Origin of the sequence: Nonomuraea sp. NPDC048901, from assembly GCF_040649695.1 — a bacterium.
Taxonomy (GTDB): domain Bacteria; phylum Actinomycetota; class Actinomycetes; order Streptosporangiales; family Streptosporangiaceae; genus Nonomuraea.
The window spans coordinates 367,218-392,545 of the sequence record NZ_JBEZFW010000004.1; the positions used below are offsets into that span (position 1 = coordinate 367,218).

General features: G+C 67.4%; 31 protein-coding genes, 1 tRNA gene and 1 riboswitch. Of the genes, 12 read left to right on the forward strand and 20 right to left on the reverse strand.

Annotated features, from left to right (window positions below; translation table 11 throughout):
* Positions 1-27: 27 nt before the first annotated feature.
* From AB0C30_RS15450 to AB0C30_RS15460, 3 genes are all read left to right on the forward strand, one after another.
* Positions 28-681, forward strand: a complete 654-nt coding sequence (locus AB0C30_RS15450; RefSeq protein WP_357944580.1) for a GNAT family protein — start codon at positions 28-30, stop codon at positions 679-681.
* 181 nt (positions 682-862) lie between these two features.
* Positions 863-1,396: a hypothetical protein gene (locus AB0C30_RS15455; protein ID WP_357943687.1), complete on the forward strand. Its 534-nt coding sequence runs from the start codon at positions 863-865 to the stop codon at positions 1,394-1,396.
* 49 nt (positions 1,397-1,445) lie between these two features.
* Positions 1,446-1,522 (forward strand) — tRNA-Ala (locus tag AB0C30_RS15460).
* Between the two features lie 244 nt (positions 1,523-1,766).
* Here AB0C30_RS15460 and AB0C30_RS15465 read toward each other — a convergent pair.
* A complete protein-coding gene (locus AB0C30_RS15465; RefSeq protein WP_357943689.1) occupies positions 1,767-3,554 on the reverse strand; it encodes a hypothetical protein in 1,788 nt (595 codons plus the stop codon).
* The gene (locus AB0C30_RS15470) at positions 3,551-4,486 is read right to left on the reverse strand and encodes a hypothetical protein (RefSeq protein ID WP_357943691.1); all 936 of its coding nucleotides are present in this window, start codon (positions 4,484-4,486) and stop codon (positions 3,551-3,553) included. Before AB0C30_RS15470 ends, AB0C30_RS15465 begins: the two co-directional genes overlap by 4 nt.
* Positions 4,487-4,558: 72 nt before the next feature.
* On the opposite strand from AB0C30_RS15470, the gene AB0C30_RS15475 reads away from it, so the two are divergent.
* Positions 4,559-4,873 carry a helix-turn-helix transcriptional regulator gene (locus AB0C30_RS15475; RefSeq protein WP_357943693.1) on the forward strand — a complete coding sequence of 105 codons (315 nt, stop codon included), beginning with the start codon at positions 4,559-4,561 and terminating at the stop codon, positions 4,871-4,873.
* 275 nt (positions 4,874-5,148) lie between these two features.
* On the opposite strand, the gene AB0C30_RS15480 is transcribed toward AB0C30_RS15475, so the two are convergent.
* Together AB0C30_RS15480 and AB0C30_RS15485 are read right to left on the reverse strand one after the other, a co-directional pair.
* Positions 5,149-5,640: a hypothetical protein gene (locus AB0C30_RS15480; protein WP_357943695.1), complete on the reverse strand. Its 492-nt coding sequence runs from the start codon at positions 5,638-5,640 to the stop codon at positions 5,149-5,151.
* Between the two features lie 165 nt (positions 5,641-5,805).
* The gene (locus AB0C30_RS15485; protein ID WP_357943697.1) at positions 5,806-6,411 is read right to left on the reverse strand and encodes a hypothetical protein; all 606 of its coding nucleotides are present in this window, start codon (positions 6,409-6,411) and stop codon (positions 5,806-5,808) included.
* A 141-nt stretch (positions 6,412-6,552) separates the two neighbouring features.
* Between AB0C30_RS15485 and AB0C30_RS15490 the strand changes: the two genes are divergently transcribed.
* A complete protein-coding gene (locus tag AB0C30_RS15490; RefSeq protein WP_357943699.1) occupies positions 6,553-7,395 on the forward strand; it encodes a patatin-like phospholipase family protein in 843 nt (280 codons plus the stop codon).
* A 96-nt stretch (positions 7,396-7,491) separates the two neighbouring features.
* Here AB0C30_RS15490 and AB0C30_RS15495 read toward each other — a convergent pair whose 3' ends face one another.
* From AB0C30_RS15495 to AB0C30_RS15555, 13 genes are all read right to left on the reverse strand, one after another.
* Positions 7,492-8,100: a transglutaminase domain-containing protein gene (locus AB0C30_RS15495; RefSeq protein ID WP_357943701.1), complete on the reverse strand. Its 609-nt coding sequence runs from the start codon at positions 8,098-8,100 to the stop codon at positions 7,492-7,494.
* 141 nt (positions 8,101-8,241) lie between these two features.
* Positions 8,242-9,171 carry a hypothetical protein gene (locus AB0C30_RS15500; protein WP_357943703.1) on the reverse strand — a complete coding sequence of 310 codons (930 nt, stop codon included), beginning with the start codon at positions 9,169-9,171 and terminating at the stop codon, positions 8,242-8,244.
* 39 nt (positions 9,172-9,210) lie between these two features.
* A complete protein-coding gene (locus tag AB0C30_RS15505) occupies positions 9,211-9,981 on the reverse strand; it encodes a hypothetical protein (RefSeq protein WP_357943705.1) in 771 nt (256 codons plus the stop codon).
* A 716-nt stretch (positions 9,982-10,697) separates the two neighbouring features.
* A complete protein-coding gene (locus AB0C30_RS15510; protein WP_225296158.1) occupies positions 10,698-11,045 on the reverse strand; it encodes a metalloregulator ArsR/SmtB family transcription factor in 348 nt (115 codons plus the stop codon).
* Positions 11,042-11,962: a 2-dehydropantoate 2-reductase N-terminal domain-containing protein gene (locus tag AB0C30_RS15515; protein ID WP_357943707.1), complete on the reverse strand. Its 921-nt coding sequence runs from the start codon at positions 11,960-11,962 to the stop codon at positions 11,042-11,044. The genes AB0C30_RS15510 and AB0C30_RS15515 overlap by 4 nt, the downstream gene beginning before the upstream one ends.
* Before the next feature lie 203 nt (positions 11,963-12,165).
* Positions 12,166-12,753 carry a hypothetical protein gene (locus AB0C30_RS15520; protein ID WP_357943709.1) on the reverse strand — a complete coding sequence of 196 codons (588 nt, stop codon included), beginning with the start codon at positions 12,751-12,753 and terminating at the stop codon, positions 12,166-12,168.
* Positions 12,754-12,813: 60 nt separating this feature from the next.
* Positions 12,814-13,971: a phosphoribosylaminoimidazolecarboxamide formyltransferase gene (locus tag AB0C30_RS15525; RefSeq protein WP_357943711.1), complete on the reverse strand. Its 1,158-nt coding sequence runs from the start codon at positions 13,969-13,971 to the stop codon at positions 12,814-12,816.
* Positions 13,972-14,005: 34 nt separating this feature from the next.
* A riboswitch (ZMP/ZTP riboswitch) is annotated at positions 14,006-14,090 on the reverse strand.
* Between the two features lie 4 nt (positions 14,091-14,094).
* Positions 14,095-14,352 carry a hypothetical protein gene (locus AB0C30_RS15530; RefSeq protein ID WP_357943713.1) on the reverse strand — a complete coding sequence of 86 codons (258 nt, stop codon included), beginning with the start codon at positions 14,350-14,352 and terminating at the stop codon, positions 14,095-14,097.
* An 84-nt stretch (positions 14,353-14,436) separates the two neighbouring features.
* Positions 14,437-14,694, reverse strand: a complete 258-nt coding sequence (locus tag AB0C30_RS15535) for a hypothetical protein (RefSeq protein ID WP_357943715.1) — start codon at positions 14,692-14,694, stop codon at positions 14,437-14,439.
* 15 nt (positions 14,695-14,709) lie between these two features.
* The gene (locus AB0C30_RS15540; protein ID WP_357943716.1) at positions 14,710-15,795 is read right to left on the reverse strand and encodes a serine hydrolase domain-containing protein; all 1,086 of its coding nucleotides are present in this window, start codon (positions 15,793-15,795) and stop codon (positions 14,710-14,712) included.
* A 522-nt stretch (positions 15,796-16,317) separates the two neighbouring features.
* A complete protein-coding gene (locus AB0C30_RS15545) occupies positions 16,318-16,488 on the reverse strand; it encodes a hypothetical protein (protein ID WP_357943717.1) in 171 nt (56 codons plus the stop codon).
* A 221-nt stretch (positions 16,489-16,709) separates the two neighbouring features.
* Positions 16,710-17,237 carry an NUDIX domain-containing protein gene (locus tag AB0C30_RS15550; protein WP_357943718.1) on the reverse strand — a complete coding sequence of 176 codons (528 nt, stop codon included), beginning with the start codon at positions 17,235-17,237 and terminating at the stop codon, positions 16,710-16,712.
* 74 nt (positions 17,238-17,311) lie between these two features.
* Positions 17,312-17,443: a hypothetical protein gene (locus tag AB0C30_RS15555; protein ID WP_357943719.1), complete on the reverse strand. Its 132-nt coding sequence runs from the start codon at positions 17,441-17,443 to the stop codon at positions 17,312-17,314.
* A 51-nt stretch (positions 17,444-17,494) separates the two neighbouring features.
* Here AB0C30_RS15555 and AB0C30_RS15560 point away from each other — a divergent pair, with 51 nt between their 5' ends.
* A complete protein-coding gene (locus AB0C30_RS15560) occupies positions 17,495-17,626 on the forward strand; it encodes a helix-turn-helix domain-containing protein (protein ID WP_357943721.1) in 132 nt (43 codons plus the stop codon).
* 166 nt (positions 17,627-17,792) lie between these two features.
* Here the strand turns inward: AB0C30_RS15560 and AB0C30_RS15565 are convergent, their stop codons facing one another.
* Positions 17,793-18,440 carry a TetR family transcriptional regulator C-terminal domain-containing protein gene (locus tag AB0C30_RS15565; protein ID WP_357943723.1) on the reverse strand — a complete coding sequence of 216 codons (648 nt, stop codon included), beginning with the start codon at positions 18,438-18,440 and terminating at the stop codon, positions 17,793-17,795.
* 45 nt (positions 18,441-18,485) lie between these two features.
* Between AB0C30_RS15565 and AB0C30_RS15570 the strand changes: the two genes are divergently transcribed.
* The 5 genes from AB0C30_RS15570 (at position 18,486) to AB0C30_RS15590 (ending at position 22,783) form a co-directional block, all read left to right on the forward strand.
* The gene (locus AB0C30_RS15570; RefSeq protein WP_357943725.1) at positions 18,486-19,352 is read left to right on the forward strand and encodes a type II CAAX endopeptidase family protein; all 867 of its coding nucleotides are present in this window, start codon (positions 18,486-18,488) and stop codon (positions 19,350-19,352) included.
* Between the two features lie 90 nt (positions 19,353-19,442).
* Positions 19,443-19,949: a VOC family protein gene (locus tag AB0C30_RS15575; RefSeq protein WP_357943727.1), complete on the forward strand. Its 507-nt coding sequence runs from the start codon at positions 19,443-19,445 to the stop codon at positions 19,947-19,949.
* A 28-nt stretch (positions 19,950-19,977) separates the two neighbouring features.
* The gene (locus AB0C30_RS15580; protein WP_357943729.1) at positions 19,978-20,796 is read left to right on the forward strand and encodes a MerR family transcriptional regulator; all 819 of its coding nucleotides are present in this window, start codon (positions 19,978-19,980) and stop codon (positions 20,794-20,796) included.
* Positions 20,797-20,913: 117 nt separating this feature from the next.
* The gene (locus tag AB0C30_RS15585; protein ID WP_357943731.1) at positions 20,914-21,690 is read left to right on the forward strand and encodes a hypothetical protein; all 777 of its coding nucleotides are present in this window, start codon (positions 20,914-20,916) and stop codon (positions 21,688-21,690) included.
* A 175-nt stretch (positions 21,691-21,865) separates the two neighbouring features.
* Positions 21,866-22,783, forward strand: coding sequence for a lytic transglycosylase domain-containing protein (locus AB0C30_RS15590; RefSeq protein WP_357943733.1), 918 nt, complete (start codon positions 21,866-21,868; stop codon positions 22,781-22,783).
* Positions 22,784-23,211: 428 nt separating this feature from the next.
* On the opposite strand, the gene AB0C30_RS15595 is transcribed toward AB0C30_RS15590, so the two are convergent.
* Together AB0C30_RS15595 and AB0C30_RS15600 are read right to left on the reverse strand one after the other, a co-directional pair.
* Positions 23,212-23,766, reverse strand: coding sequence for a dihydrofolate reductase family protein (locus AB0C30_RS15595; protein ID WP_357943735.1), 555 nt, complete (start codon positions 23,764-23,766; stop codon positions 23,212-23,214).
* A 99-nt stretch (positions 23,767-23,865) separates the two neighbouring features.
* Entirely contained in the window at positions 23,866-24,513 is a 648-nt protein-coding gene (locus tag AB0C30_RS15600) for a TetR/AcrR family transcriptional regulator (protein WP_357943737.1), read from the reverse strand.
* Between the two features lie 304 nt (positions 24,514-24,817).
* On the opposite strand from AB0C30_RS15600, the gene AB0C30_RS15605 reads away from it, so the two are divergent.
* A complete protein-coding gene (locus tag AB0C30_RS15605; RefSeq protein WP_357943739.1) occupies positions 24,818-25,207 on the forward strand; it encodes a VOC family protein in 390 nt (129 codons plus the stop codon).
* The last annotated feature ends 121 nt before the right edge of the window (positions 25,208-25,328 follow it).

The following is a 25,328-nucleotide window of genomic DNA, read 5'->3' on the forward strand; positions in this document are numbered from 1 at the left end:
GGCGACATCGTGCCCGATAGGGGGATGATGAGAGATGTGGATCGACTTCGTGGCTGGCCGGCGGTTCTCAACGAAGGCCCGGTGGGCCTGCGACCGCTGCGACTGGCCGACGTACGTGTGTGGCGAGAGACACGGCTGCGCAACGCCGAGTGGCTGCGTCCCTGGGAGCCCAGCAATCCGGAGACGCCGCTGTTCCGAACGGGTCTCGGCCCGTACATTTCCATGGTCGGCACCCTGCGTCGCGAGGCCAGGCAGGGCCTCGCGCTGCCGTGGGTCGTCACGCATGGTGGCCGGTTCGCGGGACAGCTGACCATCGGCGCCATCGTCTGGGGCTCGGCCCGCTCCGCACAGGTGGGCTACTGGATCGACGGCGCGCTGGCCGGTCAGGGCATCACCCCGACCGCGCTCGCGATGGCCGTCGACCACTGCTTCTTCACCACCGGCCTGCACCGGCTGGAGGCGAACATCCGCCCCGAGAACCAAGCCAGCCGCAGGGTGGTTGAGAAGCTGGGATTCAGGGAAGAAGGCATACGGCGTCGCCAACTTCACATCGATGGAGCCTGGCGCGATCACATTTGTTACGCGTTGACCGTCGAGGACGTACCCGGGGGCTTGCTCGTACAGTGGCGTCGCGCGCGTGAGTCAGCCGCTCACGGTGGGTCTCCAGTAGAAGAGGTTTGACGATCTCGCGACACACCGCACCGAATGCTCGTCAATTAGTGACACGCGGTCTTACGGTGCGTGACGTGAGCACATCGAAGACGCCGCCAGCAGCCAGGCGTCTTTGTGCTGCCCGGAGGTGGCTGTGAGCATCCTCCTCTACCTGGCCATCGTCGTTATGTGGCTGTGTGTCCTAGTTCCGATGTGGTTGCGCAGGGACAAGACCAACCTCGCCGAGCTGGTGGAGCTCGAGGAGTACTACACCGGCGAACACCAGCTACCGGACCTGTCCCAGCAGCCCGACGATCTGGTGGAGCAGCCCGAGGACTACACGGGCGAGTTCGAACGAGTCGACCCACGGCAGTTCCGGGCCAGGCGCCGCGCGATCATCGTGGCCCGGCGCCGGCGCCTGCTCTTCTTCACCGCCCTGCTCGTGATCGCCTCTGTCGTCACCGCCGCGGTCAAGGTGATCCCCTGGTGGAGCGTCGCGCCCGCCGGGGTCATCATGCTGGCGTACATGGCCTTCCTCCGGATCGCGGTCCAGGTGGACCGCGAACGGCGCGATCGTGCGGCTCAGGCCCGTACGGCCCGCGCCCGCCGGCTGCGCGAGCAGCAGCGGGCGGCGGAGCTGGCGGCCGAACAGGCACAGGCCGAGATCATCGACCTGGCGGCTCGACAGGGGGATGTACTGTTCGATCAGTACGCGGAGCCGCCTCGGCGGGCGGTGGGGGACTGAATGTGTGGCGCGAGGAGTGCTGGGGGTTTGCTAATCTGGTCAAGTCCATGGGGATGTAGCGCAGTCCGGTAGCGCACTTCGTTCGCATCGAAGGGGTCAGGGGTTCGAATCCCCTCATCTCCACCAGGGGCCGTTCTTGAAACGGCCGGACTGAAGTTGACGGGATCCCGTCTGATCATCGTGATCGGGCGGGATCTTGTCGTTTCAGGGGTTTCCGAATCGGGTTCGTCCTGGTTTGGGAGCCGCGGAGCAGGTGTCCGGGGAGGCCCGGGTGGTGTCAGGGCGCTGGTGGAGGTCGGAGTTCGCGTCGCTGGGCATGGCGATGCCGGCTCCGGGCTGGGTGCTGCGACAAGGTGATCTGAAGTGCCGGTTATGGGACCGGTGGTGGTCTGCTCCGGCCTGTGAGTGGCGAGCGGTCGAGGCGCTCTGCTGGGGTCTCGAAGATGTCGGCGGGTGTGTCGGGCTCGTCTGGGGGCTGGTGGGTGTGGCGCCACTGGTCGAGGAAGTGGTCGTTGGCGACGGCGACGAGCAATGCGACCAGGATGGTCTGGGCGACGCGGCCGTGGGCGAGCCGGTTCTTCGGATCAGCCAGGTCGACGTCGTGGCCCTTGAGACGGCCGTTCAGCCCCTCGGTCATCGCCCTGGCAGCGGAGTACGTCCCTCGCCACGAAGGGCTGAGGTAGGGCAGATCCTGACGGAACTTGTCGAGGTGGCCGAGGTCGTCCTTGCTGACGGTGATGGTGTGCTGTTGGCAGATCTTCGGCAGTTCGGCGGTCTTGTGTTCGGGCTGTGGGGGAAGAATGCGAGGTTTGGCCGCGGGGTGGGCGGCGCGTTGCCGGGTGTCGGTGAGGTCGACAGCGGTGGGCCGGTTGGGTCCGCGCTGGTGGAGGCGGTCGTAGCGGGGGCAGGTCAGCGATGGGGAGGTGCCTGCTGCCGGGCACTGGAAACGGACAGTGCCGTCGGTGTTCGGGCTCTGCTTGAGGCGCAGCAAGTACGGCTCTCGCGCGCTGATGAGCGCGGTGAGTTCGTCCGAGGGAGTGCGGATGGCGGCGTCGTCCAGACCGGTGGTCGCCTGGGCGAGCCGGTCGGGCATCAGGGGGCAGGCCAGGGAGCCGTCGATGAGCAGCGCGCCGTGGGCGCTGCCCTGCACTCCGCGTTGGTCGACTTTGTAGTCGAGTGCGAGTCGGTAGCCGAGTTCGCGTGCGGGTTGGGCGAAGTGGCCGGGTTGCTGGTCGGTGTAGGCGCGGTCGGCGACGGCGAAGCCGGTGGGAAAGCCGAGCGTGGCCAGGGGTTTGAGAGTGGTGATGGCGTTGGCGCCGATGCGTTTGTGCGGGGTGTCGAGGACCAGGCCGAGCGTCAGTTGAGGGAAGGAGCCGAGTGCCGGGCGGGTGCGGGCGGCGACGGTGAGGGTGGCGCTGTAGCCGTACTCGGGTGGGCCGTTTCCGGCCGAGTGGTGCCAGCCCGCAGTGATCTCGGTGGAGGCGATCAATTCCCCGGTGGAGCGGCGGGCCCGGGGTGGGCGGGCGAAGACCGGGGCGGCGGTGGTGTCGATGCCGACGTCGCCGCGGAAGTGACGGAGGTAGCCCCGGCCTTTGGCCCAGCGCACTGGGGTGAGCACCAGCGCGGTGACGATGTCCTGCAGCAGTTGCCGCTTTCGCGAGTGTGCTGGGTCGTCATGCTCCCAGGCGGCGGCCAGCGCGTCGGCCTGATGCTGGGGCAGGCGGGCGCGCCGATCGTGGCGGACTGGATCCAGCACGGTGGTCAGCCGGTCGAAGGCCCGGTAGAAGCGGCGGGAAGAGGCGAGCACCTGGTGGACATCTGCGGGGTTGATGTCGGGCAGGCCGAGCCGGTGGCGTGCGGCGCCGCTCAGGCAGAACGCGGCGATCCGCCAGGCCTCGACGAGAGTGGCCTTGCCGGTGTGGTTGATGGACAGCAGCAGGCAGGTCAGCACCGCGGCGATGGGCAGACCGGGCGGGCCGGGCCTGGTGCCGAGTTCGGCGTCGATCAGCGGCATGATGCCGGAGTCGTTCAGCAGCCGGGCATAGTGACCAACGACGGCATCGGGGATCTGTGCCGTCTGCTTGGCAGGTGGCCGGGGCCGGGTGGCTCGGGCTCGGGTGGTGCGCGGCGGCCAGGCGCGTGGCTTCGCCGTACTCAATGGGCCCGTTCGTCGGGCCTGCCGCGCAGCAGCGCGACCGCGGTGGACTCGTCCAGGACGGGGACGAAATGTTGGTAGCGGACCAGCGCGGAGGTGCTCATCCCGGCCGCGGCGGCCACCACCCCCAGATCGATCCGCGCGCTCAGCAACTCGACGATCCACGAGGAGCGCAGCCGGCGCACCGACAGCGCGGGCAGGCCACCGGTCGGGGTGTGGCGGGCTGTCCAGGAGCTGAACAGGTTCTTGGCGTGCCGGGCGGTGCGCCCGGGCCGGAACACGAACCGGTCGCCCGGCTGGTCGGCAGCATAGGCCAGGACGTCCTCCCAGGCAGCGCGGCAGACGATCAGCCGCTCGGTGCCGGCGACGGTGACCACGACCGCGCCGCAGTCCAGGCGGCGCAGATGCCCGGTCCGGACGGCGGCCACTTCTCCAGAGGTCAGGCCGCAACCGAAGGCGAGCGCCATCAACGCCAGAGCGTCGCCTCTGGCCTGGCCGGGCAGGCGTTCGGCCCAGCCGCGCAGGCGGCCGAGCTGTGCCGGCGAGTACGGCGGGCTGACCTTCTTGGGGGCTGTCATCGGTGGCGGCGCCTGTTCGCCGCGTTCCAGCCAGGCCAGCGTGGCGCGCATGTGCCGCAGCCAGCTGCGGTAGGTCTGCGCCGAGCTCGGGGCCAGGTCGGTGCAGCCGGTCAGGACGAACGCGTCGATCGTCTCGTGCCGCAGCCACACTTCCGGGTCATCCGGCAGGCCGGAGCGGTGACACCACGCGGCCAGTCGGCTGGTCGCGGTGAGCAGCCGTTCCACCCGGTAGGGGGAGCGGTCGGCGCTGGCGGCGACCAGCATCCGCACGTGCCCGGCAATCTGTTCCCATTCCGGCGGGACCTGCTGCGGCCGGTAGCCGGTGATCTTCGCCGAGGTTTCCGCGTCGAGGGTCACACCCCATCCATAGCGACAGGACAACCTGCCGTTACGGAGGGCGACGACATCTACCGAAAGGAGCCGTTTGTCATGGTCGGAGGACGCGGGCGTTCCCGCTCTCCCCGGGAGTTGGCCGACGACCCGGAGAACTGGCCCCACGCGAATCTGTCCGGCCATCCGGCCGCCGTCGTCGTCCAGGCCATCGCCGCGGCTCTGCAAGAAGTGATGACCGAGCGAGGGCTGAGTTTTCGCCGACTGGCCGAGGTCAGTGGGGTGAACCGGCAGACCGTCAACGACGTGGTCGTCGGGCGTTGCTGGCCGGATGTGGCCACCATCGCCCAACTGGAGGCCGGCCTGACCGTCCGGCTGTGGCCTGCTTCGCCCGCCGGGGCGGGCGGAAGCTGATCCGCGCCGGACTCCTCGCCCTGGTGAGGGCATCGTCGATCCTTCCCGCGCCTGCCCTGCCGATCGCAGGGCAGGCGAAATCCAGGCTCGACGCCTCCCCAAGAGACCCCATTCGAGTTACTCTCGGGAGTGCGCGAGGCACTATCAGTTAGAACCTGGAGGGTGCTCACGCAACCTCGGGTGCCGCCGAGGGCCTAATCTCGGCGGCACCCTGCTCGTCCGGCCCGGCGCCCACGATCGTCGTTGAGCGCCTGACCTGCGATGTGTCGCTTGCTCTATGCCTCGTCGTTGGTGACTCCCCCCAGCGCGTGGCCATTGATGCCCGCGGCGATGGAGAACAGGCCAGGTTCGTGCTGGGCCAGCCAGCCCAGCGCCGTCAGCCGCTTGAGCCGTGCCCGGGTGGTCTCCACCCGCCCCCGCACGTCGGGCTCGCCCAGCGCTTGAGCCACTTCCTTGGCACGCATCGTCCGCCCGGAACTCGCCATGATCACAACGACCTGCTGGTCGAGCCCGGTGACCGGTTTCGGTGCCGGCGCGGCTTTCTCTGACGAGGTGTGCGTCGGGGCATCAGGCGTTCCATCAGAAGGCGCTTGCTCGGGCCGACAGCGTCCAGCCAGCATCGGCGCGACTACCCTTCGGGCGGTAGCCAGGTCGTCCAGTCGCTCTTCCAGGGTGGCCACCTGCTCACGCAACGACTCAAGTTGCCCGCGGACAGACTCCTCGTCCGCATCCAGCTGCTCCAGCAGCGATGCTTCGCCCAACGTCATGCCCGACCTCCACGTACTGGCGCCGTGCTTAACCCACAAGAGTTTGCGGCTGCACAGAGTCACACAGTGCCTGCAAATCGTAACTGTAGATGGCTTTGCGGCCCGCGTGAAGAGACACCTCTGCAATCGGTCCTACCTCCACCCAGCACAACTGTCCCTGTGCGACTACAGACCCACCGGATGGCTCGACAACCACTCCCTGTGCGCCGCCTTGAGGCGATCCCTTGCTGCAGAGTCTGGGAAAGCGCAGTCCGCTCCGCCGTCGTAGGGGTGGTAGATGTGGCTCATGCGCAAGTCGGCGATCAAGACGCCGGCGATGACGTCATCAGCCGCTGCTCTCAGCAGGGAGTCGAGGGCTCCGCGCCGCCAGGTCTGGTGTGTCACCAGCATGTGGGAGTAGCTGGGAAATTCCTCGCCCTCGTCATCCTCAGTGACGGTCATCCACAGGCGTGCCCCAGGGTTCAACGACAGCGGTTCTGGATACTCCAGGGGCGTGGTGAACTCGCTCTCTCCCGTGTAGGCGACGGTGACGACGAATACCTCCTGGCCGTCGAACAGCTCAGACAACACGGTGTTGTGCCGACGCAACAGGATCTCGTACTCGGCAGGTGTATCCGCATACCGCTTGGACTCGGGAAGGCTGTGGAAGCGAACCCAGCGTGAGCTGTAGAACCGCTGCAGCTCATGGCCGACAGGCGGACAATCCGGCCAGTTCGCCTGCCACCGCTCGCTCAGTTCAGGCCGCTCATCCAGCACGTTATGCCATGTCATGAGGTCAGCGTAGAGAGATCGCCAACCTGGCCGCGAAAGCATTTCGCGGCCACGTGTCAGCGTGCGGGCTCAATTGCCGAGCCACGTACAGGTAAACGTGCAGAGAGGATCAGTGCGGCGGTGGTCATACAGAATGGGGACATGCGGCGGGTGTTGGTCCTCGGCGGAGGCGGTGTCACGGGAATCGCCTGGGAACTAGGCATGCTTGCCGGTCTGGCCGAGCACGAAGTCGATCTCTCCTCCGCCGACGTGGTGATCGGCACCTCGGCGGGCGCGGTCGTCGGTGCGCAGCTGGCGTGCGGGCTCGATTTACGGCAACGCTATGAGGCCCAGCTCGTGCCCGTCGCGGGCGAGACAGCTCCCCAAGGCGTCGCGAAAGCCCTGTTCAAGCTCGCCTGGGCGTCGGTACGCGCGGGTACGGACGCGCGAGCGTTCAGAGAGCGCATGGGCCGGATGGCGCTGAAGGCCAAGACCTCTTCGGAGGAGGAGCGGCTGCTCACTGTGGCGGAATGGCTCGGCGGGGCGACGGAGTGGCCAACTCGCGAACTGCTGATCACCGCCGTGGACGCCGCTTCCGGCGAGTTCACGGTGTTCGATGCTGCCTCGGGGACCGACCTGGTCAGGGCGGTCGCGGCCAGTTGCTCCAGCCCTGGCGTGCGCCCGCCGATCACCATTGGTGAGTGCCGCTACACGGATGGCGGGATACGTTCACCGTTGAACCTGGACCTGGCCAAGGGCTGCAGCCATGTGGTGGCTCTGGCACCGGTTACGCGTGCCGGCGGCCCGGTGGAGACAGTCGAGCAGCAGCGCTCCAAGCTCGGTGCCGCTCAAGTGGTGGTCATCACACCGGACGAGGTCACCAGAAAGGCGTTCCGTACCGGCCTGCTGAACCCCTCTCGCCGCGCACCCGCCGCCCGCGCAGGTCACGCTCAGGCCGCCGCCGTCGCGGACTTGGCGCGCAGTGTCTGGCAGTCGCCAATGTAGCCGCAGTACTGAGAATCGGTCTCTGCGCGTTTACTCGTACGCACCTTTGCACTTCAAGACGTACGCCGACACCACGGGTCGGGCAGCCTCACGAGCTCAAGCCGCCCGACGACTCATGATGAGGTCTGCAGGAATGCGAACCGGCAGGCACAAGGTTTGACCGTGCTGTTTGAACAGGTCGTCCCGGGAGTCGAAATAGCCCAGATCGGCCAGGACGTGACCTGACAGGTCACATGAGGAGCAGGTGCTGCCGTCCCAGTCCACGGCAGTGTGCGCAATCGCGTCGAAGAGTGTTACGCCCCCTGTGTTAGTGAATTGGCCGCCCGCTCGTAGCGTGCCCAGATCACCATAGAGTTCGGACACGGTCACCCACTGACCATTGAAAAGGAACTCCGGCCAGGCCAGCACCACGTGCCGGGGGATCAACGCACGCAGCTGCGGGAACCGCGGATGCCAAAAACGCCCATCGAGCAGCAAGCCCCTGACGCGAGTGGCGATCCCGCAGCTGCGTGCCACGGCCTCAAGCAGCGCCAATCTCTGGCTGCACGAACCGCGTCCCAGGCCCAGGGTGGTAGAGACGGGCTGCCTTTCGTTCATGGCGTATACCGGCCGCACGCGGGCTGCGATGAGTCGGTGGGCCGTGATCAGGAATGCTCGCTCTGCCTCAGGACCAACGTCCCGGGTCTCGGTCAACAACGCCAGCACCCGAGGATGCCGCCAGTCGAGGATCGGTGTGGCTGCCGAACTTCCTGCGACTGCTGACTGTGGAGAAACGGCCGCACCGCCGCCCCATGATCGTAAGCACGCCAGCTTCACTCAATGATCATATCTTCGTCCGGGAAACGATCAGAGATAACTTGGGAAGCGATCTTTCAGGCCCCTACTGCATCCCAGGTCACACCCACTCGTGAACTCCCCACCAGGGGCCGTTCTTGAGACGGCTGGACTGAAGTTGACGGGATCCCGTCTGATCTTGGTGATCGGGCGGGATCTTGTCGTTTCAGGAGTTTCCGAATCGAGTTCGTCCTGGTTTGGGAACCGCGGAGCAGGTGTCCGGGAAGGCCCGGGTGGTGTCAGGCCGCTGGTGGAGGACCGACATTCGGCCGTTGGGCATGGCGAAGCCGACGGTGGGCTGGGTGCTGCGGTGGGGTGGCGGGTTTTGCGGCTTATGGGGCGGGTGGTGGCCTGCTCTGGCCTGCGGGTGGTGCGCCGTCGAAGGTCCCGGCTGGTGTCAGCGAGTGTGATGGGCTCGTCTTGGGGCTCGTGGGTGTGGCGCCACTGATCGAGGAAGTGGTCGTTGGCGACCGCGACGAGCAGCGCGACCAGGATGGTCTGGGCGACGCGTCCGTGGGCGAGCCGGTTTTTGGGGTCGCCGAGGTCGAGGTCGTGTCCCTTGAGTCTGCCGTTGATGCCTTCGGTGTTGGCGCGAACAGGCTTGTAGGTCCCGATCCAGGCGGGACTCAGGTAGGCCAGGTCCTGGCGGAACTTGTCGAGGTGGCCGAGATCGCCGGGGTGCAGGGTGATGGTGTGCTGGCGGCAGATCTTCGGCAGTTGGTCGGTCTTCAGGTCAGGCCGCGGTGGCAGGACGCGGGGTTTGGCCGCGGGGTGAGCGCCTCGTTGTCGGGTGTTGGTGAGGTCGACTGCGGCGGGCCGGTTGGGTCCGCGCTGGTGGAGGCGGTCGAAGCGGGGGCAGGTGACCGACGGGGAGGTGCCTGCTGCCGGGCATTGCAAGCGGATGGCGCCGTCCGCGTTCGTGTTTTGTTTGAGGCGCAGCAAGTACGGCGCTCGCGCGCTGATGAGCGCGGTGAGCTCTTCCTATGGGCTGCGGATGGCGGCGTCGTCCAGACCGGTGGTGACCTGGGCGAGCCGGTCGGGCATCAGCGGGCAGGCCAGGGAGCCGTCGATGAGCAGGGCGCCGTGGACGCTGCCCTGCACCCCTCGTTGATCCACTTTGTAATCGAGGGCGAGCCTGTGGCCGAGTTCGCGTGCGGGATGGGCGAAGTGGCCGGGCTGCTGGTCGGTGTAGGCGCGATCGACGACAGCGAATGCTGCGGGCAAGCCGAGTGTGGCCAGGGGTTTGAGGGTGGTGATGGCGTTGGCGCCGATGCGTTTGTGTGGGGTGTCGAGGACCAGGCCGAGCGCCAGCTGCGGGAAGGAACCGCGAACCGGGCGGGTGCGGGCGGCGACGGTGAGGGTGGCGCTGTAGCCGTACTCGGGTGGGCCGTTTCCGGTCGAGTGGTGCCAGCCCGCGGTGATCTCGGTGGAGGCGATCAGTTCGCCGGTGGAGCGACGGGCGCGGGGTGGGCGGGCGAAGACCGGGGTGGCGGTGGTGTCGATGCCGACATCGCCGCGGAAGTGACGGAGGTATCCCCGGCCTTTGGCCCAGCGCACCGAGGTGAGCACCAGCGCGGTGACGATGTCCTGCAGCAGTTCCCGCTTATGCGAGTGTGCTGGGTCGTCATCCTCCCAGGCGGTGGCCAGCGCGTCGGCCTGCTGCTGGGGCAGGCGGGCGCGCCGATCGTGGCGGGCCGGATCCAGCACGGTGGTCAGCTGTTCTAGAGGGACGCATCTGGACGCGATCGTCAATGAGGACGCCTTCGTCGAATAGCGCCCAAAGTCCATGATCAACCCTCGGGGAGAGTTGGGCTGACGCTGGGAAACGATCGCTGCCGGGTCTGGGAAGCGATCTTCTCAACCCCTTCTACATCCCAGGCCAGCTGTACTCGTGAACACCCCACCCAGGTCAAAGGCCACTTCCAGCCATCGGAAGTGGCCTTTTTGATCTTCTGAGTGACATGCTGGCGGGCTACACGTCCGCGATGCCGTCGAAGATACGATCCATGGCCCGTGCGCCGGTTTGGAGCACGGGGCGGATCTGGGGTCGATAGACGGTCTCGGTCACGGTTGTGCTGGCGTGTCCGCATGGCTTTGCGATCTCGTCCATGGAAAGGCCCGCCATCGTCGGAGAGCAGCGACACGAAGCTGTGTCGTAGCTCACGTGGTGTCCATGCGTCGGCATAGACGCCCTTGATGCCTCTGATGGGCGTGGCAGGGTTCTGGCCGGCAGGTGCAGCGGGTCTTGTCGGTGCAGGTGTGGGTGCGAACGTGCCGGGTGTGGACGGCGCCGAAGGCGGGGGCGGTTGAGGGTTTCCGTACTAGGTCCTCTCGGGATGCCTTGGCCGACGACCGAGCCGCTGGAACGGGACCTGTCGGCCGTACGCGCCGCCGACGCCGTGGGGCGGCGGGTGCCCGGGTGAGACGGCCGGTCCAGCATGGCGATCAGGGCGGCCCCTGGCGCAGGGTCAAGCCGGAGGGCCGGGGATCGTGGCGCAGGCGATGATCGAAGAGGTCAGATCGCGCAGCGGGGTCAGCAGACGCGGATAGTCGGCCGCGTTGAGCGCGTACAGGCGTTGTGCGCCGTTGCGGCGCACGGTGAGTAGCCCCGCGTCACGCAGGATCTTCAGATGGTGCGACACGGCGGGCTGGGACAGGCCCAGGTGGTCGGCGATGTCGCTCACGCTGCGCGAAGCGCCGGATTCGAGCAGGAACACGATGATCTCCTGCCTGCGTTCGTCGCCCAGCGCGGTGAACAGCGGCCGGGTCGTGGCGAACAGCGCCAGGACGTCCTGCGCCTCGGCATGGCCGGTCATGCGGACGCCTCGGCACGCAGCTGCGTGAGGTGTGTGACGGGCAGGCCACGGGCCGCGCCTTCGGCGATCCAGCCGTCCAGCATCAGGCGCGTCTGCGCGCTCACCTTGGTGAAGTGCGTTTCAAGATAGCGCGGCAGGTCGAAGGGTACGAGCAGTGGCAGCGCGCGTAGGGCCACGGACACGGCCCAGGCCGGGATCGCGAGTGGGGCCCGCCTTCCGTGCACTGCCGCGGCGATCGCGACAGCCTCCCGGCTGGCTCGTGCCGCGTGCGCGTATCGGGTGGCCGCGATCGACCAGCCCGCGTTCTCCAGCGCGGCGATGTAGGGCATCATCCGGGCGGCGGTGATGTCGGCCGCCCCCGCTTGCCGTGTGCGTCTGGCGCGCGCGCCGCCTGCCCTGAGCGCGGCGATCACCTGCCGGGCGCGCGGTTCCGCCCCGAAGACGCCGAGCGCTGCCCCGGGCGGCGCCCAGTAGGCGATGCCGGGCTCGCACACCTCGCCGGGCATCGGCGCCTGGTAGGCGAGCAGGGCCGGTACCACCTGGATGATCTGCTCCGCCGGCCAGGTCCGGGTGAGGACCGCGTGGTCCTGTGGTGCTTGGCTGATGGTGACCACGGTCGCGCCGCCGGTCGCGGCGTGCAGGTCTCCCGTCCAGGAGCCGGGCAGAGCGGTGGAGTCCACGCACAACCACACCATGTCCCACTCTCCGGCCACCGGCTCAGTGACCACCTGGTACGGCGTCAGTCGCTGCTCGACGGGCCGTCCTGGCCGGCGCAGCCGGTACAGCAGCGCGCCATCACCGTCCGCCCAGTGCTCCCTGCCGGGCTTGACCAGGTAGCTGACCTGGGCGCCGCCGGCCGCCAGCCACATCCCGAAGACCTGCCCAAGTGCTCCCGCCCCCACCACCAGCACCTTCATCCGGTCTCCATCCTTAGGAATATTTAAATCTTTCGATGGATAGAGTATCTCGGGATTGGCGCTGGTTGGACAATCCAACGGGTGGCGCCGCCGCCATCACCGAGGCGGTGCCGGTCTGGGCGAGCGCCGCGATTGTCGCTGGAACCGTTCTGGTCGGATCGGCCGTAGCCGTATTCGGGTGGGTCGCTGCCGGCCGAGTGGTGCTAGCCCGCGGTGATCTCGGTGGAGGCGAACAGTTCGCCGGTGGAGCGGCGAGTTCGGGGTGGGCGGGCGAAGACCGGGGCGGCCGTGGTGTCGATGCCGACGTTGCCGCGGAATCCTGCCAGGTAGCCGCGGCCTTTGCCCCAGCGGGCCGGGGTGAGCACAAGCGCGGTGACGATGTCTTGCAGCAAGTTCCGCTTGCGGGTGTGGTCGGGATCGTGGTCTTGCCAGGCGGTGGCGAGCAGGTCGGCCTCGTGCTGGGGCAGGCGGGTGCGGTGGTCGTGCCGGGCCGGATCGAGAAGGCTGGTGAGCCGGTCGAAGGCGCGGTAGAAACGCCAGTTGTCGGCCAGGCAGGCGTGCGGATCGTCGGCAGGTGGCCGGTCGGCGTCCAGTCCCAGATGCTCACGGGTAGTCGGGGACAGGCAGAAGGCGGCCAGCCGCCAGGCTTCGGCCTCCAAAGCCGGGACGAACTGTTGGTAGCGGGCTAGCGCGGAGACGCTCATCCCGGCCGCGGCGGCCACCACGCCCAAGTCGATCCTCGCGCTCAGCAGCTCGACGATCCACGAGGAGCGCAGCCGGCGCACCGACAAGGCGGGCAGGCCGCCGGTCGGGGTGTGGCGGGCCGTCCAGGAGCTTCAGGCCATGCATCGTCAATGGTGGAACAGTCGAAGGCCGGTACGGGCGAGCGCGATCTGGTGCTCCCGGCAGGCGTCCTGCACCTCCGCGGACCGGATCGAACCACCCGGCTCGGCGATATAGCGGACGCCGTGGCGGGAGGCGTGGTCGACGTTGTCGCGGAAGGGCAGGGCGCCGTCGGAGACGAACGCCACCTCGCCCAGGGCCGCGAGCCACGATGTGCGCTGCTCGTTCGTCAGCTCAGGCATCGGCGAGGAGAGCGCTCCCGACAGGCGCAGCTTCTCCTCTGCGGTTAGGTCACCCTCGATGAAGCGGATCTGCCAGTTGATCCGATCCTGAAGCCGGACGTCCGACCGGAACGCGAGCGCGCGCACCATCGGATGGCGCCGCAGCCACCAGGTATCGACCTTCGCGCCGGCCAAGCGGGTGCAATCCACACGCGATTGCTGACCGGCACCGATACCCAACGTGGCGCCGCCACGCAGATAACACACGGAGTTGGACTGGGTGTAGCGCAGAACAATCAAGCCCAACAGCAGATCCTCGGCCGCGTTGGCCGGTAGCGTCCCGCACACGACGTCGTCCAGAAGCGCGGTCGAGAGCACAACCTCATCGCGCTCCTGGGTCAGCCGCAATCCGAATACCTCCCGCGCCTCCTGCCGCGGCGGGACGTAGGCCGGGTCCGCTTCCATGACCAGGAACCGGCCACCCCTCTTCTGGCTGAGCGCCGCCACGGTGCCCGGAGCGTACCCGGGAGCGATGACGCCGTCGCAGACCAGCCGGGTCAGCAACTCGGCGAGTTCGGCATCGACAGGCTGCGAGACCGCGATGAAGTCGCCGTAGGAGGATTTGGGATCAGCGTCGCGGGCTCGCAGGTAGGCGCTCGTGAGCGCTCCGACAGCGGCGCGGTCGACGCCGTTGAGTTCGGCGGTGACCTCGTCCACGGGCCCGGCAACTGCCGCTCCGGCGGGCGATACGTGCTTGAAGGACGCCGCTGCCGGTCTGTCCAGCGCGTTACTCGCCTCGCTCACCAATTGCCAACTGTTGAGCGCGTCGAGCATGTTGATGTAGGAGGGGCTGCTATGCAGCACCCTGACCGGCCAACGGCCAGGACCCACCGGTGTGGCAATAGCCGATCGCTGCTGCGGATTCATTCCGTAGCGCAGGTCCACGTCACGACCTCCTGTGTCAGTTGAACATCACTGACGCAGGCGCCCAGGCGGTCGACGCTCACGCGAGAATGCGGCCGCTCCCCGGTGGTTGTCCACCTTCGCCAGTCGCGGCCATACACAATCCTAATCACACACGTTCGGACCAATTTGAGCCACTAGAGCAAACACGGCCGCGCCACAGTCGGCCATCCGCTCGGCCACACTCGCGTGCATGGCGATAGCGGACAGCTCGACCGGGGTGGCGGTGGTGTCGATGCCGATATCGCCGCGGAAGTGGCGGAGGTAGCCCCGGCCTTTGGCCCAGCGCACCGGGGTGAGCACCAGCGCGGTGACGATGTCTTGCAGCAGTTCCCGCTTATGCGAGCGTGCTGGGGTCGTCATCCTCCCAGGCGGTGGCCAGTGTGTCGGCCTGATGATGGGGCAGGCGGGCGCGCCGATCGTGGCGGGCCGGATCCAGCACGGTGGTCAGCCGGTCAAAAGCCGGGTAGAAGCGGCGGGAGGAGGCGAGCACCTGATGGATATCTTTGGGCAGGCCGAGCCGCGTGCGGCGGCGGTCAGACAGAACGCGGCGATCCGCCAGGCCTCGACGAGAGTGGCCTTGCCGGTGTGGTTGATGGACAGCAGCAGGCAGGTCAGCACCGCGGTGATGGGCAATCCGGGCGGGCCGGGCCTCGGGCCGAGTTCGGCGTCGATCAGCGGCAGGACGCCGGAGTCGTCCAGCAAGTGCGGCTGGAGTGATCACTTCGCGGGGCAGAACAGCGATTTGAGGGCATTGGTGATGCGCGACGGCACGGTGCCGCGCTCGGCATCGTCCATGGCCAGGGTGAGGGACACGGCGAACTGCAGGCGGCCGTCGGATGAGGTGAGGGTCGCGGCGGTGAAGCCGGGGGCGCTGCCTCCACCCCCGGCGGCGAACTCGGGATTGCCGGAGCACGCGCCGCCCGCAGGTGGCGACGGCTGGCCGGGCGGCGGATCGGTGATCACTTTAGTCAGGGACGCGGGCAGCAGCTTGCCCTGGCGGAAGGCGCGCTGGAAGACACTCATCTCGCGCGCGGTGGAGATCACGCCGCCGGCGCCGAGCATGGTGGTGGCGTTGATCTTGTCGGCATCGCGCATCGTGCCCGTCTCGTCCGGGGCGTAGCCGTGCCCGTGCGGGCCCTTGATGCCCTCGGCCGCCTTGGTGGGCAGGTAGGTATCGCGCATGCCGAGCGGGGCGAAGAGCCTCCGGTTGAGTTCGGCCGCCAGTGGCCTTCCGGACAGTTTCTCGATGATCATGCCGAGTAGGATGTAGTTGGTGTTGGAGTAGTTGAAGGTCCCGATTTCCACGGGCCGGGCGTTATTGCGTGAGGCCGCCAGCAGGTCGGTCGGGCGGTAGTCGCGCGTGGGGTCGGAGGTGTCCGGGCCGATGTAGTCGGGGATGCCCGAGGTGAGCTGGATCAGATTGCGGACCGTGATCTCGTCGGCCCGCTCCACTAGGTCCTTTTCCGCCACCTTGGGCAGGACCTCGCTGAGTTCGTCGTCCAGGCTCAGCTTGCCTTCCTTGACCAGTTGCAGCACCGCGGTGGCGGTCATGGTCTTGGTCTGCGAGCCGATCCGGTAGCGGGCGGTCGACGGGATCGCGCCGCCCTTGCGTCGAGCAGGCGGGACCCGGCTGATCCCTTTCCGACACGCTTGCCGTCCACGTACACCTCGCCGATGGCTCCCACCACGTGGCCCGTCTTCACCAAGTCTTCCATCGCCTTTTGCACATTCCCGAGCTTGACGGGGGCGGCAGCTGTCGAGGCGGTGGCGGGCGGGGCCGCGCTCAAGACCAGCGCCGCGCACGCCAGCGAGGCTGCGCCAGTGAACGTCGCTCGACGCAGAATCATGAAGTCTCCCTCTTCCAGGTCCGAATACTCGGCTGTCGAGCCACAAGTTCTAACGAGGGCGGTGTTTCCTCGGCGTTACCGTGCAGGCCAGGTGGCTCTGCACGGAGCCCAGAGCACAGGCGCGAACCTTGGCCCTCCCCTCCCGCACTCTGGGAAACGATCAGCGCTACGCCGGGACGCGATCTTCTCGACCGTTCTTCCGGCCCAGGTCGGGGCTATTCGTGAATACCCCACCAGGGGCCGTTCTTGAGACGGCTGGACTGAAGTTGACGGGATCCCGTCTGATCATCGCGATCGGGCGGGATCTTGTTTTGCAGGGGTTTCCGAATCGGGTTCGTCCTGGTTTGGGAGCCGCGGAGCAGGTAGCCGGGGAGGCCCGGGTGATGTCAGGCCGCTGGTGAAGATCCACGTTCGCGTCGGTGGGCATGCCGACACCGGCTCCGAGCTGGTGCTGCGACAAGGTGATCTGAATTGCAGGTCATGGGACGGGTAGTGGCCTGCTCCGGCCGGTGAGCGGCGTGCGGTCCATGTGCTCTGCGGGCATCTCGAGGATGTCGACGGGTGCGTCGGGCTCGTCTGGGGGCTGGCGGGCATGGCGCCACTGGTCGAGGAAGTGATCGTTGGCGACGGTGACGAGCAGCGCGACCATGATGGTCTGGGCGCGACGCGGCCGTGGGCGAGCCGGTTCTTCGGGTCACTCAGGTCGAGGTCGTGGCCCTTGAGACGGCCGTTCAGCCCCTCTGTCATGGCCCTGACGGTGGAGCGCGCTGGTGGAGGCGGTCGAAGCGGGGGCAGGTGACCGATGGGGAGGTGCCTGCCGCCGGACGCTGGAAGCGGACGTGAACACCCCCGAGGGATGGGAAGTCACGCTCATTCAGACGTTGCCGCCGCACCCGCAGTTGGCAAATGCCACGGCAGCGCGACCGGCTGAGCTGGAAGATCCCCTGGCAGCAGGAGATCCATCAGCGCGGCCAGGCCCGCCGGAACGACCAGCTCGGCTGCCGACCTGAGCTGCGAAACCGTCCACCACTCGAAACGGTCAGTCACCCGCCGTTCCTCATCGTCCATGCCGGAGGTATCCACCTCCAGCCCGCCGACACGATGAAAGAAGTAGGAATCCACTGAGCTGAACGTCTCACCGCCTAGTGACCATGTTCCCGAACTGGTCGCGACGACCGGTCCAAGAGTCGAAGGGGCGATGACATAGCCCAGTTCCTCTCGAAGCTCGCGAGCGGCGGTTTGATGCAGGTTTTCACCAGGATCAACGGCGCCCCCCGGCGTGAACCAGGCGTAGAAAGGCTCCTCAACCTGAAGCAGCAGCCCGCGGTAGACCAGGAGCCGATCGACGGCATCTACCAGCAGCACGCGAGCGGTTGACCGGAAGATCGTTTCGCTCATGAGCGAGATCATAAGGCGGTCCCAGCGACCATGGGCGCTGGGAAGCGATCTTCTCTTAGCGCATCTCTACGCCGTCAACCAGTGCACGGGGACACTTGGCGCAGGTGGACGAGCACGTCGAACGCATCGGGCAGGGAGGCGACGGCGAGGTGTTCGGTCGCGTCCCTGGAGGGGTGGTAAGCGCCGCTGATGACGCGTGCTTTCATCGGCCCGTCCCATCCGCCGAGGTGTGGCCGTAGCCGACGAAGCCGGCCGCCTTGTCGTTCCGCCGGGCGATCATGGCCGGGGCGCTGACCCTGTTCGCCCGCGACGGCTACACGCGCGCCGGGCTGGACGCGATCGCTGTCGAGGCGGGGGTGTCCAACCGCACCATCTACAACCACTCGTGAGGTCGCCGCGCTCGCGCGCTCCGAGAGATGGTCACCGCAGGGGTTTTGACCTTCCTGTACGGCTATGCGGAACGGGCCGCGCACGGCTCGTGATGCGGTCATCGGGCCGCTTGGGCTTCACGATTCACCTGCCGAGGTCCGGCGGACTGAGGCAGTGCTCGATCCGTCAGCGGTCGGGGCCGGGCCGCGGCGACCTGGGCGGCGCCTCGGTGAGGAGGCGCAGTTCGTCGTGCACGATCCGACGAATGGCTTGAGGCGTGAAGTGGTGGGGGAAGGTCGTTGTCTGGAGCGTCAGGCCGTCCACGAACACGTGAAGGCGCGTGGCCTGGCCTTCCAGCCGGGTTTCGGCGAGCTCCTGTCCCACGCGATCGGGGAGCGGCAGGCCGTGGCAAGAGGCGATCGCCAGGCGGCAGATGTGGCGTTCCCCCGGCCAACTCGCGTCACGCAGCTCCGCCAGGGACTCATCCACATGCGAGCGCACCAGACATGCCAGCCATACGTCCACCTCGACGCGGCGGTTGTCATCGAGGGGAAGGAGCTCTTCGAGGATGAGCTGGGCGCGCTGCATGCCTGGCAGGTCCGCATCGAGGTGGGCGGTGATGCGCTTGGTGACGCTTCTGGCGACCGCCTGCGCTGCGAAGCTGAGCAGGCCGCGCTGATTGTCGAAATAGTGGCGCAACCCACCGACTGAGACGCCTGCCGCCTCGGCGACCTTGCGGACGGTGGCCCCTTCGATCCCATCCCGGCTGATGATGCCCCACACGATCCGGGTGAGTTCCTCGCGCCGCTGCTCGTGGTCCACGATCTTCGGCATGCCCCTATTACAGCACATCTGTACGGTCTCCTATATAGTACAGGCGTGCGAAATAAAGCATGGCAACCAACGCTGGGCCTGAGCATCCTGGTGGCCGGCCTGGCCCTGATCGCCGGAGCGGCACTATGGCTGGCGCTGAACGGCAACACCGGCATCCGCTACTCGGCGGACCACGCCGACACCGTGCCCATGTGGCACCGCTGGATCCCGGCCCTCACCGGACTGGTCCTCATACGGCTGCTGCCCCCGAAGACGACTCCCGTCGGCGCCGCGCCGGCACGCGGCGGCCTTCACCTCCAGGCCATCCTCCTCTTGGTTTCAGCCACACTTTTCGCCGCGGGGTTATGGTTGTCGGGCGGCGGTGAACCTGCCCACACGCTGCTGAAGCTCATCCTGCTGCTCGCCGTACCCGCACTGCTGTTCTGGCTGTCACGGCGCGATTCCACGGATCGCGGCCAGATCCATGAGCGGCCCGCGGCCTGGCGTGACTACGGCCCCATCGCACCGGTGACCGCCTGGCTCGTTCTCACCTACACAGGTCCGCTGGCCGTGCCGTCCAGCGACTACGCGGCGAGAGTCGACCCTGTCACACTGGTGCTCACCATCGTCGTGGTGTTCAGCGTCAACAGCCTGCTCGAAGAGGTCTTCTACCGGCGCTGGCTGCAGACCCGATGGGAGCACGTCATCGGCCGCTGGCCCGCCATCGTGCTGACTTCCCTGCTCTGGGCGGCCTGGCATGTCGGCATCCAAGGCACGGGACACCTTCCCACAGACCTCTCCTCGGTCTTCGTCAATCAAGGAGTGCAGGGGTTGTTCCTCGGCTATCTGTGGAGCCGATACCGACTGATGTGGCCCATCCTCGTTGTCCACGGTGCCATGAACGCCGGCCCCGTACTTCTGGGCATGCTGTAATGCCTGTCGCTCGCATGGCCTGCAACGTCGGGTGCCGGTACGACTTGCGGGATTTGACCCTAACGTTGCGTCAGGCTCCACGATGAGCGCATGACCGAATACTACGAGGCATTCGATATCAGCCCTGTCCCTCCGCCCGGGCCCGACGCGACGCCACCTGAGATTTACCGGGGCATCTACGGCATGCCGATGTTCGTCACCGTGCCGACGCCGGACCTGGCCGCGTCCGTGAATTTCTGGACCCGCGGGCTCGGTTTCATCGACCTGTTCACGGTCCCGGGCCAGGTCACGCACCTTCGACGGTGGGCGTTCCAAGACACTCTGCTCGTCCCGACCGACGTCCTGCCGGCCACTTCAACGGTGAGCATCGGCTTCAGTTGCGTGCTGAGCCAGGTCGACGAGATCGCGCAGGCGTGCACCGCGCTGGTGCCCGGATGCACGACGGGACCGAGACAGACTCCGTGGAACACCGTAGAACTGGAAGTCATCACGCCGGAGAACGCTCGCGTGATCATGACCGCGGCCCGTCCCCTCGACCCCGACAGCGCCGAGGCACGCTACCTCGAAGCAAACGGCTTCACCCTCCCCAAAGGGTGAAACCGCCGCGCATGTCAGACTCGACGGCGTGACCAACGCCGCGATGGACGATGCCGCGGGACCCGGCGGGCTGACCGTCGGGGCCGCGGCAGCGCACGTGAAAGTCACCGTCCGCACCCTCCATCATTGGGACGCGATCGGGCTCGTCCGCCCGTCCGGGCGAACCACCGGCGGTTACCGGCTCTACTCCGCGGCCGACGTCGCACGCATCCACCGGGTGCTCATCTACCGCGAGCTCGGTCTGTCGCTCGACGACATCGGTGAACTTCTCGATGCTCCGACGGTCGATATGACCGTGCCGCTGAGACAGCAGCGCACCCAACTCCTCGATCGCATCTCCCGCTTGCAGGCAATGGTCGACGCGGTCGATCGCATGATCGAAGCCGCGCGCGCCGGCATCCTGCTCTCCGCGGAGGAACAAGTCGCGATCTTCGGGCAGCGCTGGAAGCCGTCATTGGTCGCGGACGCACGTGACCGATGGGGCGACACAGTTCAATGGGCACAGTACGCCGAGCGCGCCGCGGGCATGACCCCCGAGGACTGGCAGCAGATCGCCGACAACATCGCAACGCTCGAGCACGACCTGGCGGAAGCCAAGCGCGCCGGCGTCAGGCCAGGCAGCGCCGAAGCCAACGCCCTGGCGGAACGACACAGGGCCTCCATTGACGCGTACTTCGACTGCACCCTTTCGATGCATGTTTGCCTGGGAAGGAAGTACGCCGCCGATCCCGACTTCACGGCCTACCACGACGCGATCGAGCCAGGCCTGACCATCTGGCTCCGTGACATCATCGACGCCAACGCCCGCGATCGAGGCATCGACCCGGAATCGGCGACTTGGACCTGACGCACCATGCAGGACACACCGTGATCACGGCGAGACCTCCCTCTGCGAAGATCAGCGCTTCGGCCCATGTCGGCGAAAGTACGGGCCCATCGTGAGGAGAACCCGATGAGGCGATGGATGACGGTCGTGGTCCTCGCCCTGGCCGGACCGGCCCTCGTTGGCGCGCCCGCTTCCGATGCGGCCACGACCGATGACCCGGCCGCGGCGATCCAGCGTCAACTGGTCAAAGGGCACGGGGTGCGGATCGCTCGATACAGCACATTCAACTCGGGCTCGGGCTGGGAGCGCTTCAAGCCTACGAAGGGCGTCGTTGGATTCGGCGACGGCAAGGTGGTCGCGACCGACCTGTGGGACTTCCAGGTGCGGAAGGCGGGCGTCCGCGATATCTGCATCGGCAAGCGCGCCTGGGAGTACGACCCGAAGGAGAAGCGGCCGAACGGCAAGAAATGGGCCACCTTCAAATGGCCCTGCGCCTTGCGGCTGGAGACGGGACTTCTGCGGTTGGACAGGCCGGCCGTGCTGACAGCCGTGCTCGCGACCACGGCGACCACAAAAGCCTCAGGCACCTACGACGGCTCACCTACGACCCTTCGTCAAGGGTCGATCACCTTTCGTCAACTGTGGGACGTCGCGCCCGATCTGCGCGAGGGCGTTAAAGACGATCATGGTGAGTGGAAGATCGACTGGCGGCTGTGGATCGGCAAAGACGGTCTCGTACGCCGGGCCTGGTCCAAGTGGCGTCAGCCCGAAGGAGACAAGCTGAAGGGCGCAACCGGCGGGCAGGGATGGTTCGGCTTCGTCGAAGATGTCCGCTACTCGGACTGGGGAATGAAGCTCACGGTCAATCCTCCGCCCGCCGCTCAGACCATCGACCACGCCAAGGTGAAGCGCTGAATGCCCTAGGTACTAAGCATCGAGCGCCTGGCGAGGACCATCGGATACGGGAAACGATCACTCCGGTCCCGGGAGGCGATCTTCCGAGGGCCTCCTTCGCGGTTGGCTCTGGCGCGGGTGGTGCGTGGTGGCGTCCACTCTCCTGCAGGTGATCCGGGCGATACGGTAGGGCGTCATGAGATCGGTCCACGTCATGATCGCGGCGTCCCTCGTAGCCGTCCTCGCGGGATGTGGCGGTGCGGCGGACGGATCGGCGGCACCGGAGCGGCCGGCCCGGGTCATCGCTCCGAGTGCCACCCAGACGCCCTCTCCGGAGGCGGGAGCCATGGGGGTGCCTGCGCCTGATGTCCGCATTCCCAACGACGCCGTCAAGCTGGCCGATGCTCTGATGAAGACGACCGCCGCGCTGAACGAGGCGATCGACAGCTGGACCAAGGGGTCGCAGGAGCGGCCGCCGCAGGACGTCGTGTTGCTCTCTCTTCATCAGCAGCGCATCTACCGGGCGATGGCCCGCAGTACGACGCTGACCCAGGGGGTCGTCAGGCGTCTGCCCAAGGGGCTGGCCGCTGAGGCGCGCGACAACGCCACGGCCATCGGGAAGCTGCTGTCCCTGGCTCGTCCGATCAGCGCGGCGCAGCGCAAGCGGATGCGTCTGGTGGAGCCGCAGCCCGCCGAGCGTTTGCGTGGCTACATGGTGCGGGCCGAGAAGCGGTTCGGCGTCGAGTGGGAGGTTCTCGCGGCGATCATGCTCGTCGAGACGAAGTTCGGACGGGTCAGGTCGGCGAGCTCCACCGGGGCGCAGGGGCCCATGCAGTTCATGCCGGGTACGTGGCGGCAGTACGGGCTGGGCGGGGACGTCCAGGACGCGCGTGACGCGGTGCTTGCCGCGGCCAACTACCTCAAGGCGTCGGGGGCGCCGCGAGATTACCGGCGTGCGGTGTTCGCCTACAACCACGATGCCCGGTACGTGGATGCCGTCCTCGCGCACGCACGCCAGATCAAGCGCGACTCGCGTAGCTTCTACGCGTACTACAACTGGCAGGTCTTCGTCCTGTCCGCGCAGGGCGACGTCCGCCTCACCGGCCCCCGCTGACCTGACCCAGTCTCGAAGACCGAGACCCGAGCCGGTGAGCATGGCGAAGGGACGGAAACGTCCAGGAAACGACCTTCTTGCTTGCATCTCTCACAGATCGTTTCCTGTGAGAGGAGTCTCCATGGTGTTGTCGCGTCCCCTGGCCGGACACGACCCTTCACGCCGCTCAGCCCTCGGGCTCTTGGGCGCGGTCCCGCTGGCCGCCGGTGGTCTACTGGCCGCGTCGGGAACCGCCGAGGCGAACACCGGTGCCTCGGCATGCCCCGGCCGGATTCCAAAGGACCTGCCTGGACAGCCATCGTCCTGAGGCCACGTCACCGTAGACCTCGGCCGCGAAGTGAGCCTTACCGACGACGTCGGTCGACGGCGTCCCCCACCCCGGCGGACGCCAGGGATAGGGCCGCCTCGTGGGTCCGCTCCTGGGCCGGTCAGCACCGTACGTAGCGCCGGAACATGGTTCCTGAGGCGAAGGAACGGTGCTCGACCAGACGCAGCCGCAGTTTTTCCCCCACGGGCAGGTACGGCTTGCCGCCCCCGACGATCACGGGGAGGGCGTACACCCAGAACTCGTCGATCAGGTCCAGCAGGGAGACGGCCAGCTCGGGGCCGCCGAGTTGGAGAGTGCCGTCGATCTCCTGCTTGAGGCGCGTCACCGCGGACACGGCGTCCTTGCGACGGACGATCGTGACCCCTTCGGGGACGGTCTGGAGGGTGTCGGAGAAGACGTACCGCGGCGTCTCCTTGTAGAACTGGGCGAACTCCCGCTCGAGGGCCGGGGCGCCTTCCTTGCCGAGGTCCTGCGTCCAGGGCTTTTCCATCGCCTCATACAGCCGCCTCCCGAACAGGAACGCCGCGATCCGGCGGACGTGGTCGTTCGCCGCCTGGCGAAAGTCCTCGTCCGGGTCCATGAAGTCCATGCCGCCCTCGGGATCCTCGATGTAGCCGTCGATCGAGGTGTTCATCCAGTAGATGACCTTGCCCATGAAACTTCTCCTTGGTCGTAGAGGTCGTGTGGAGTGGAGACCCGATGGAGCGCCGGAACTCATCGCAGGCCGGGCCAGCAGCAGGCCCGATGACTCACATCAGGTGGAGGCGTAGGTGGCCAGGGCGGGCTCCAGCAAGTCGAAGGCTTGGCCGGCTTCGGCGGCGATGGTGTGGGCGATCTGATCGTTGGGGTGTCCGGCGAGGGTGAGGGCCTGGATCCGGTGAAACAGTACGCGGTGGACGGTGCCCAGCAGGGCGGCGGCGGTCTGCACGGTGATGTCGCCGGGCTGAGCGGCGGTGACGTGGGCGAGCACCTGGGCGAGGTGGTGTTCGCGCTGGTCGTGCAGGCCGCGCAGGCAGACGGTCAGGGTGGGGCTGTCGGCGATCATGCGGGCGAACTCCTGGCCGGAGAATCCGGCGACCGGGTCCTGGACGGCCACGGCGTCGGCGAACGCGCGGCGCAGCGCGGCCAGCGCTGATTCCCCTGGGCGTCGTGCGGTGACGGCGTGGGCCAGGGAGGCGGCAAACTCCTCCTGATGGTCCAGGGCCAGGTCTTCCTTGCGCGGGAAGTAGTTAGTGACGGTCTTCTTGGCGACGCGGGCGACGGCGGCGATCTCGGCGATGGTCGTCTGCTCGAAGCCCTGAGCGATGAACAGCCGGGTCGCGTGGTCGGAGATGAGCTGCCGGGTCTCGTGCTTCTTGGTCTCGCGCAGCCCGGCGGCCGGGGCGGGAGTCTGGGTAGCCATGACGCAATCTTACCCTCGTAGCATCTTTATGTTGACACTCTTGGACGTCTTGGGTTAAGTTTACCTCCGTCGTAAGTTTATGACGATGGAACGCCTAATCCGAAGGGGGACGCCCATGCGCAAGCACACCCACGAGTTCGCTCGTATACCCCGGTCGCAGCAGCCCGAGCGGGCCCCGCTGCACGGCGCCGAACTGCGTCGTCCACCGTCCGACCACAGCATCCGTGCGTCGCAGCAAGTCCGGGGCATGCGCATCGTCCCGCGGCGCCGTAGCTACTGACCCCACCCCACCAGAGGAGATCCCGTGCAGTTCATCGCTTCCACCGTCTCGCTGACCGTCGACGACGTCGCCGCCTCCCAGGCGTTCTTCACCACCTACCTGGGCTACACCGTCCAGCAGGCCGCCGACGGCTTCGCCTCCCTGTCGCGCGACGACGCGGTCGACATCGTCCTGCTCGCCCGCGGCATCGAGGTGCTGCCGCCCGAGCAGCGCGACCAGCGGGCCAGCGGTCTGATCATCGCCTTCACCCTCGCCGGTGGCCTGGCCGAGCAGGAAAAGCGGCTGCGCGACGCCGGGGCGCAGATCACCATGCCGCTGCGCCAGGAGCCCTGGGGCGAAGCCTTGTTCCAGGTCACCGACCCCAACGGCGTGATCGTCCAGTTCATCGAATGGGTCGCCCCCGAACACCTCTGACCCGCCCCCACCTGCTGACCGCCACCTCAGGAAGGAGCTTCCCCTTGACGCCCGACCCGATGACCGTGGACCCACTACCCGCCCACGAGCGAGTGGTCTTCCTCAAACCTCCGGCACCCGC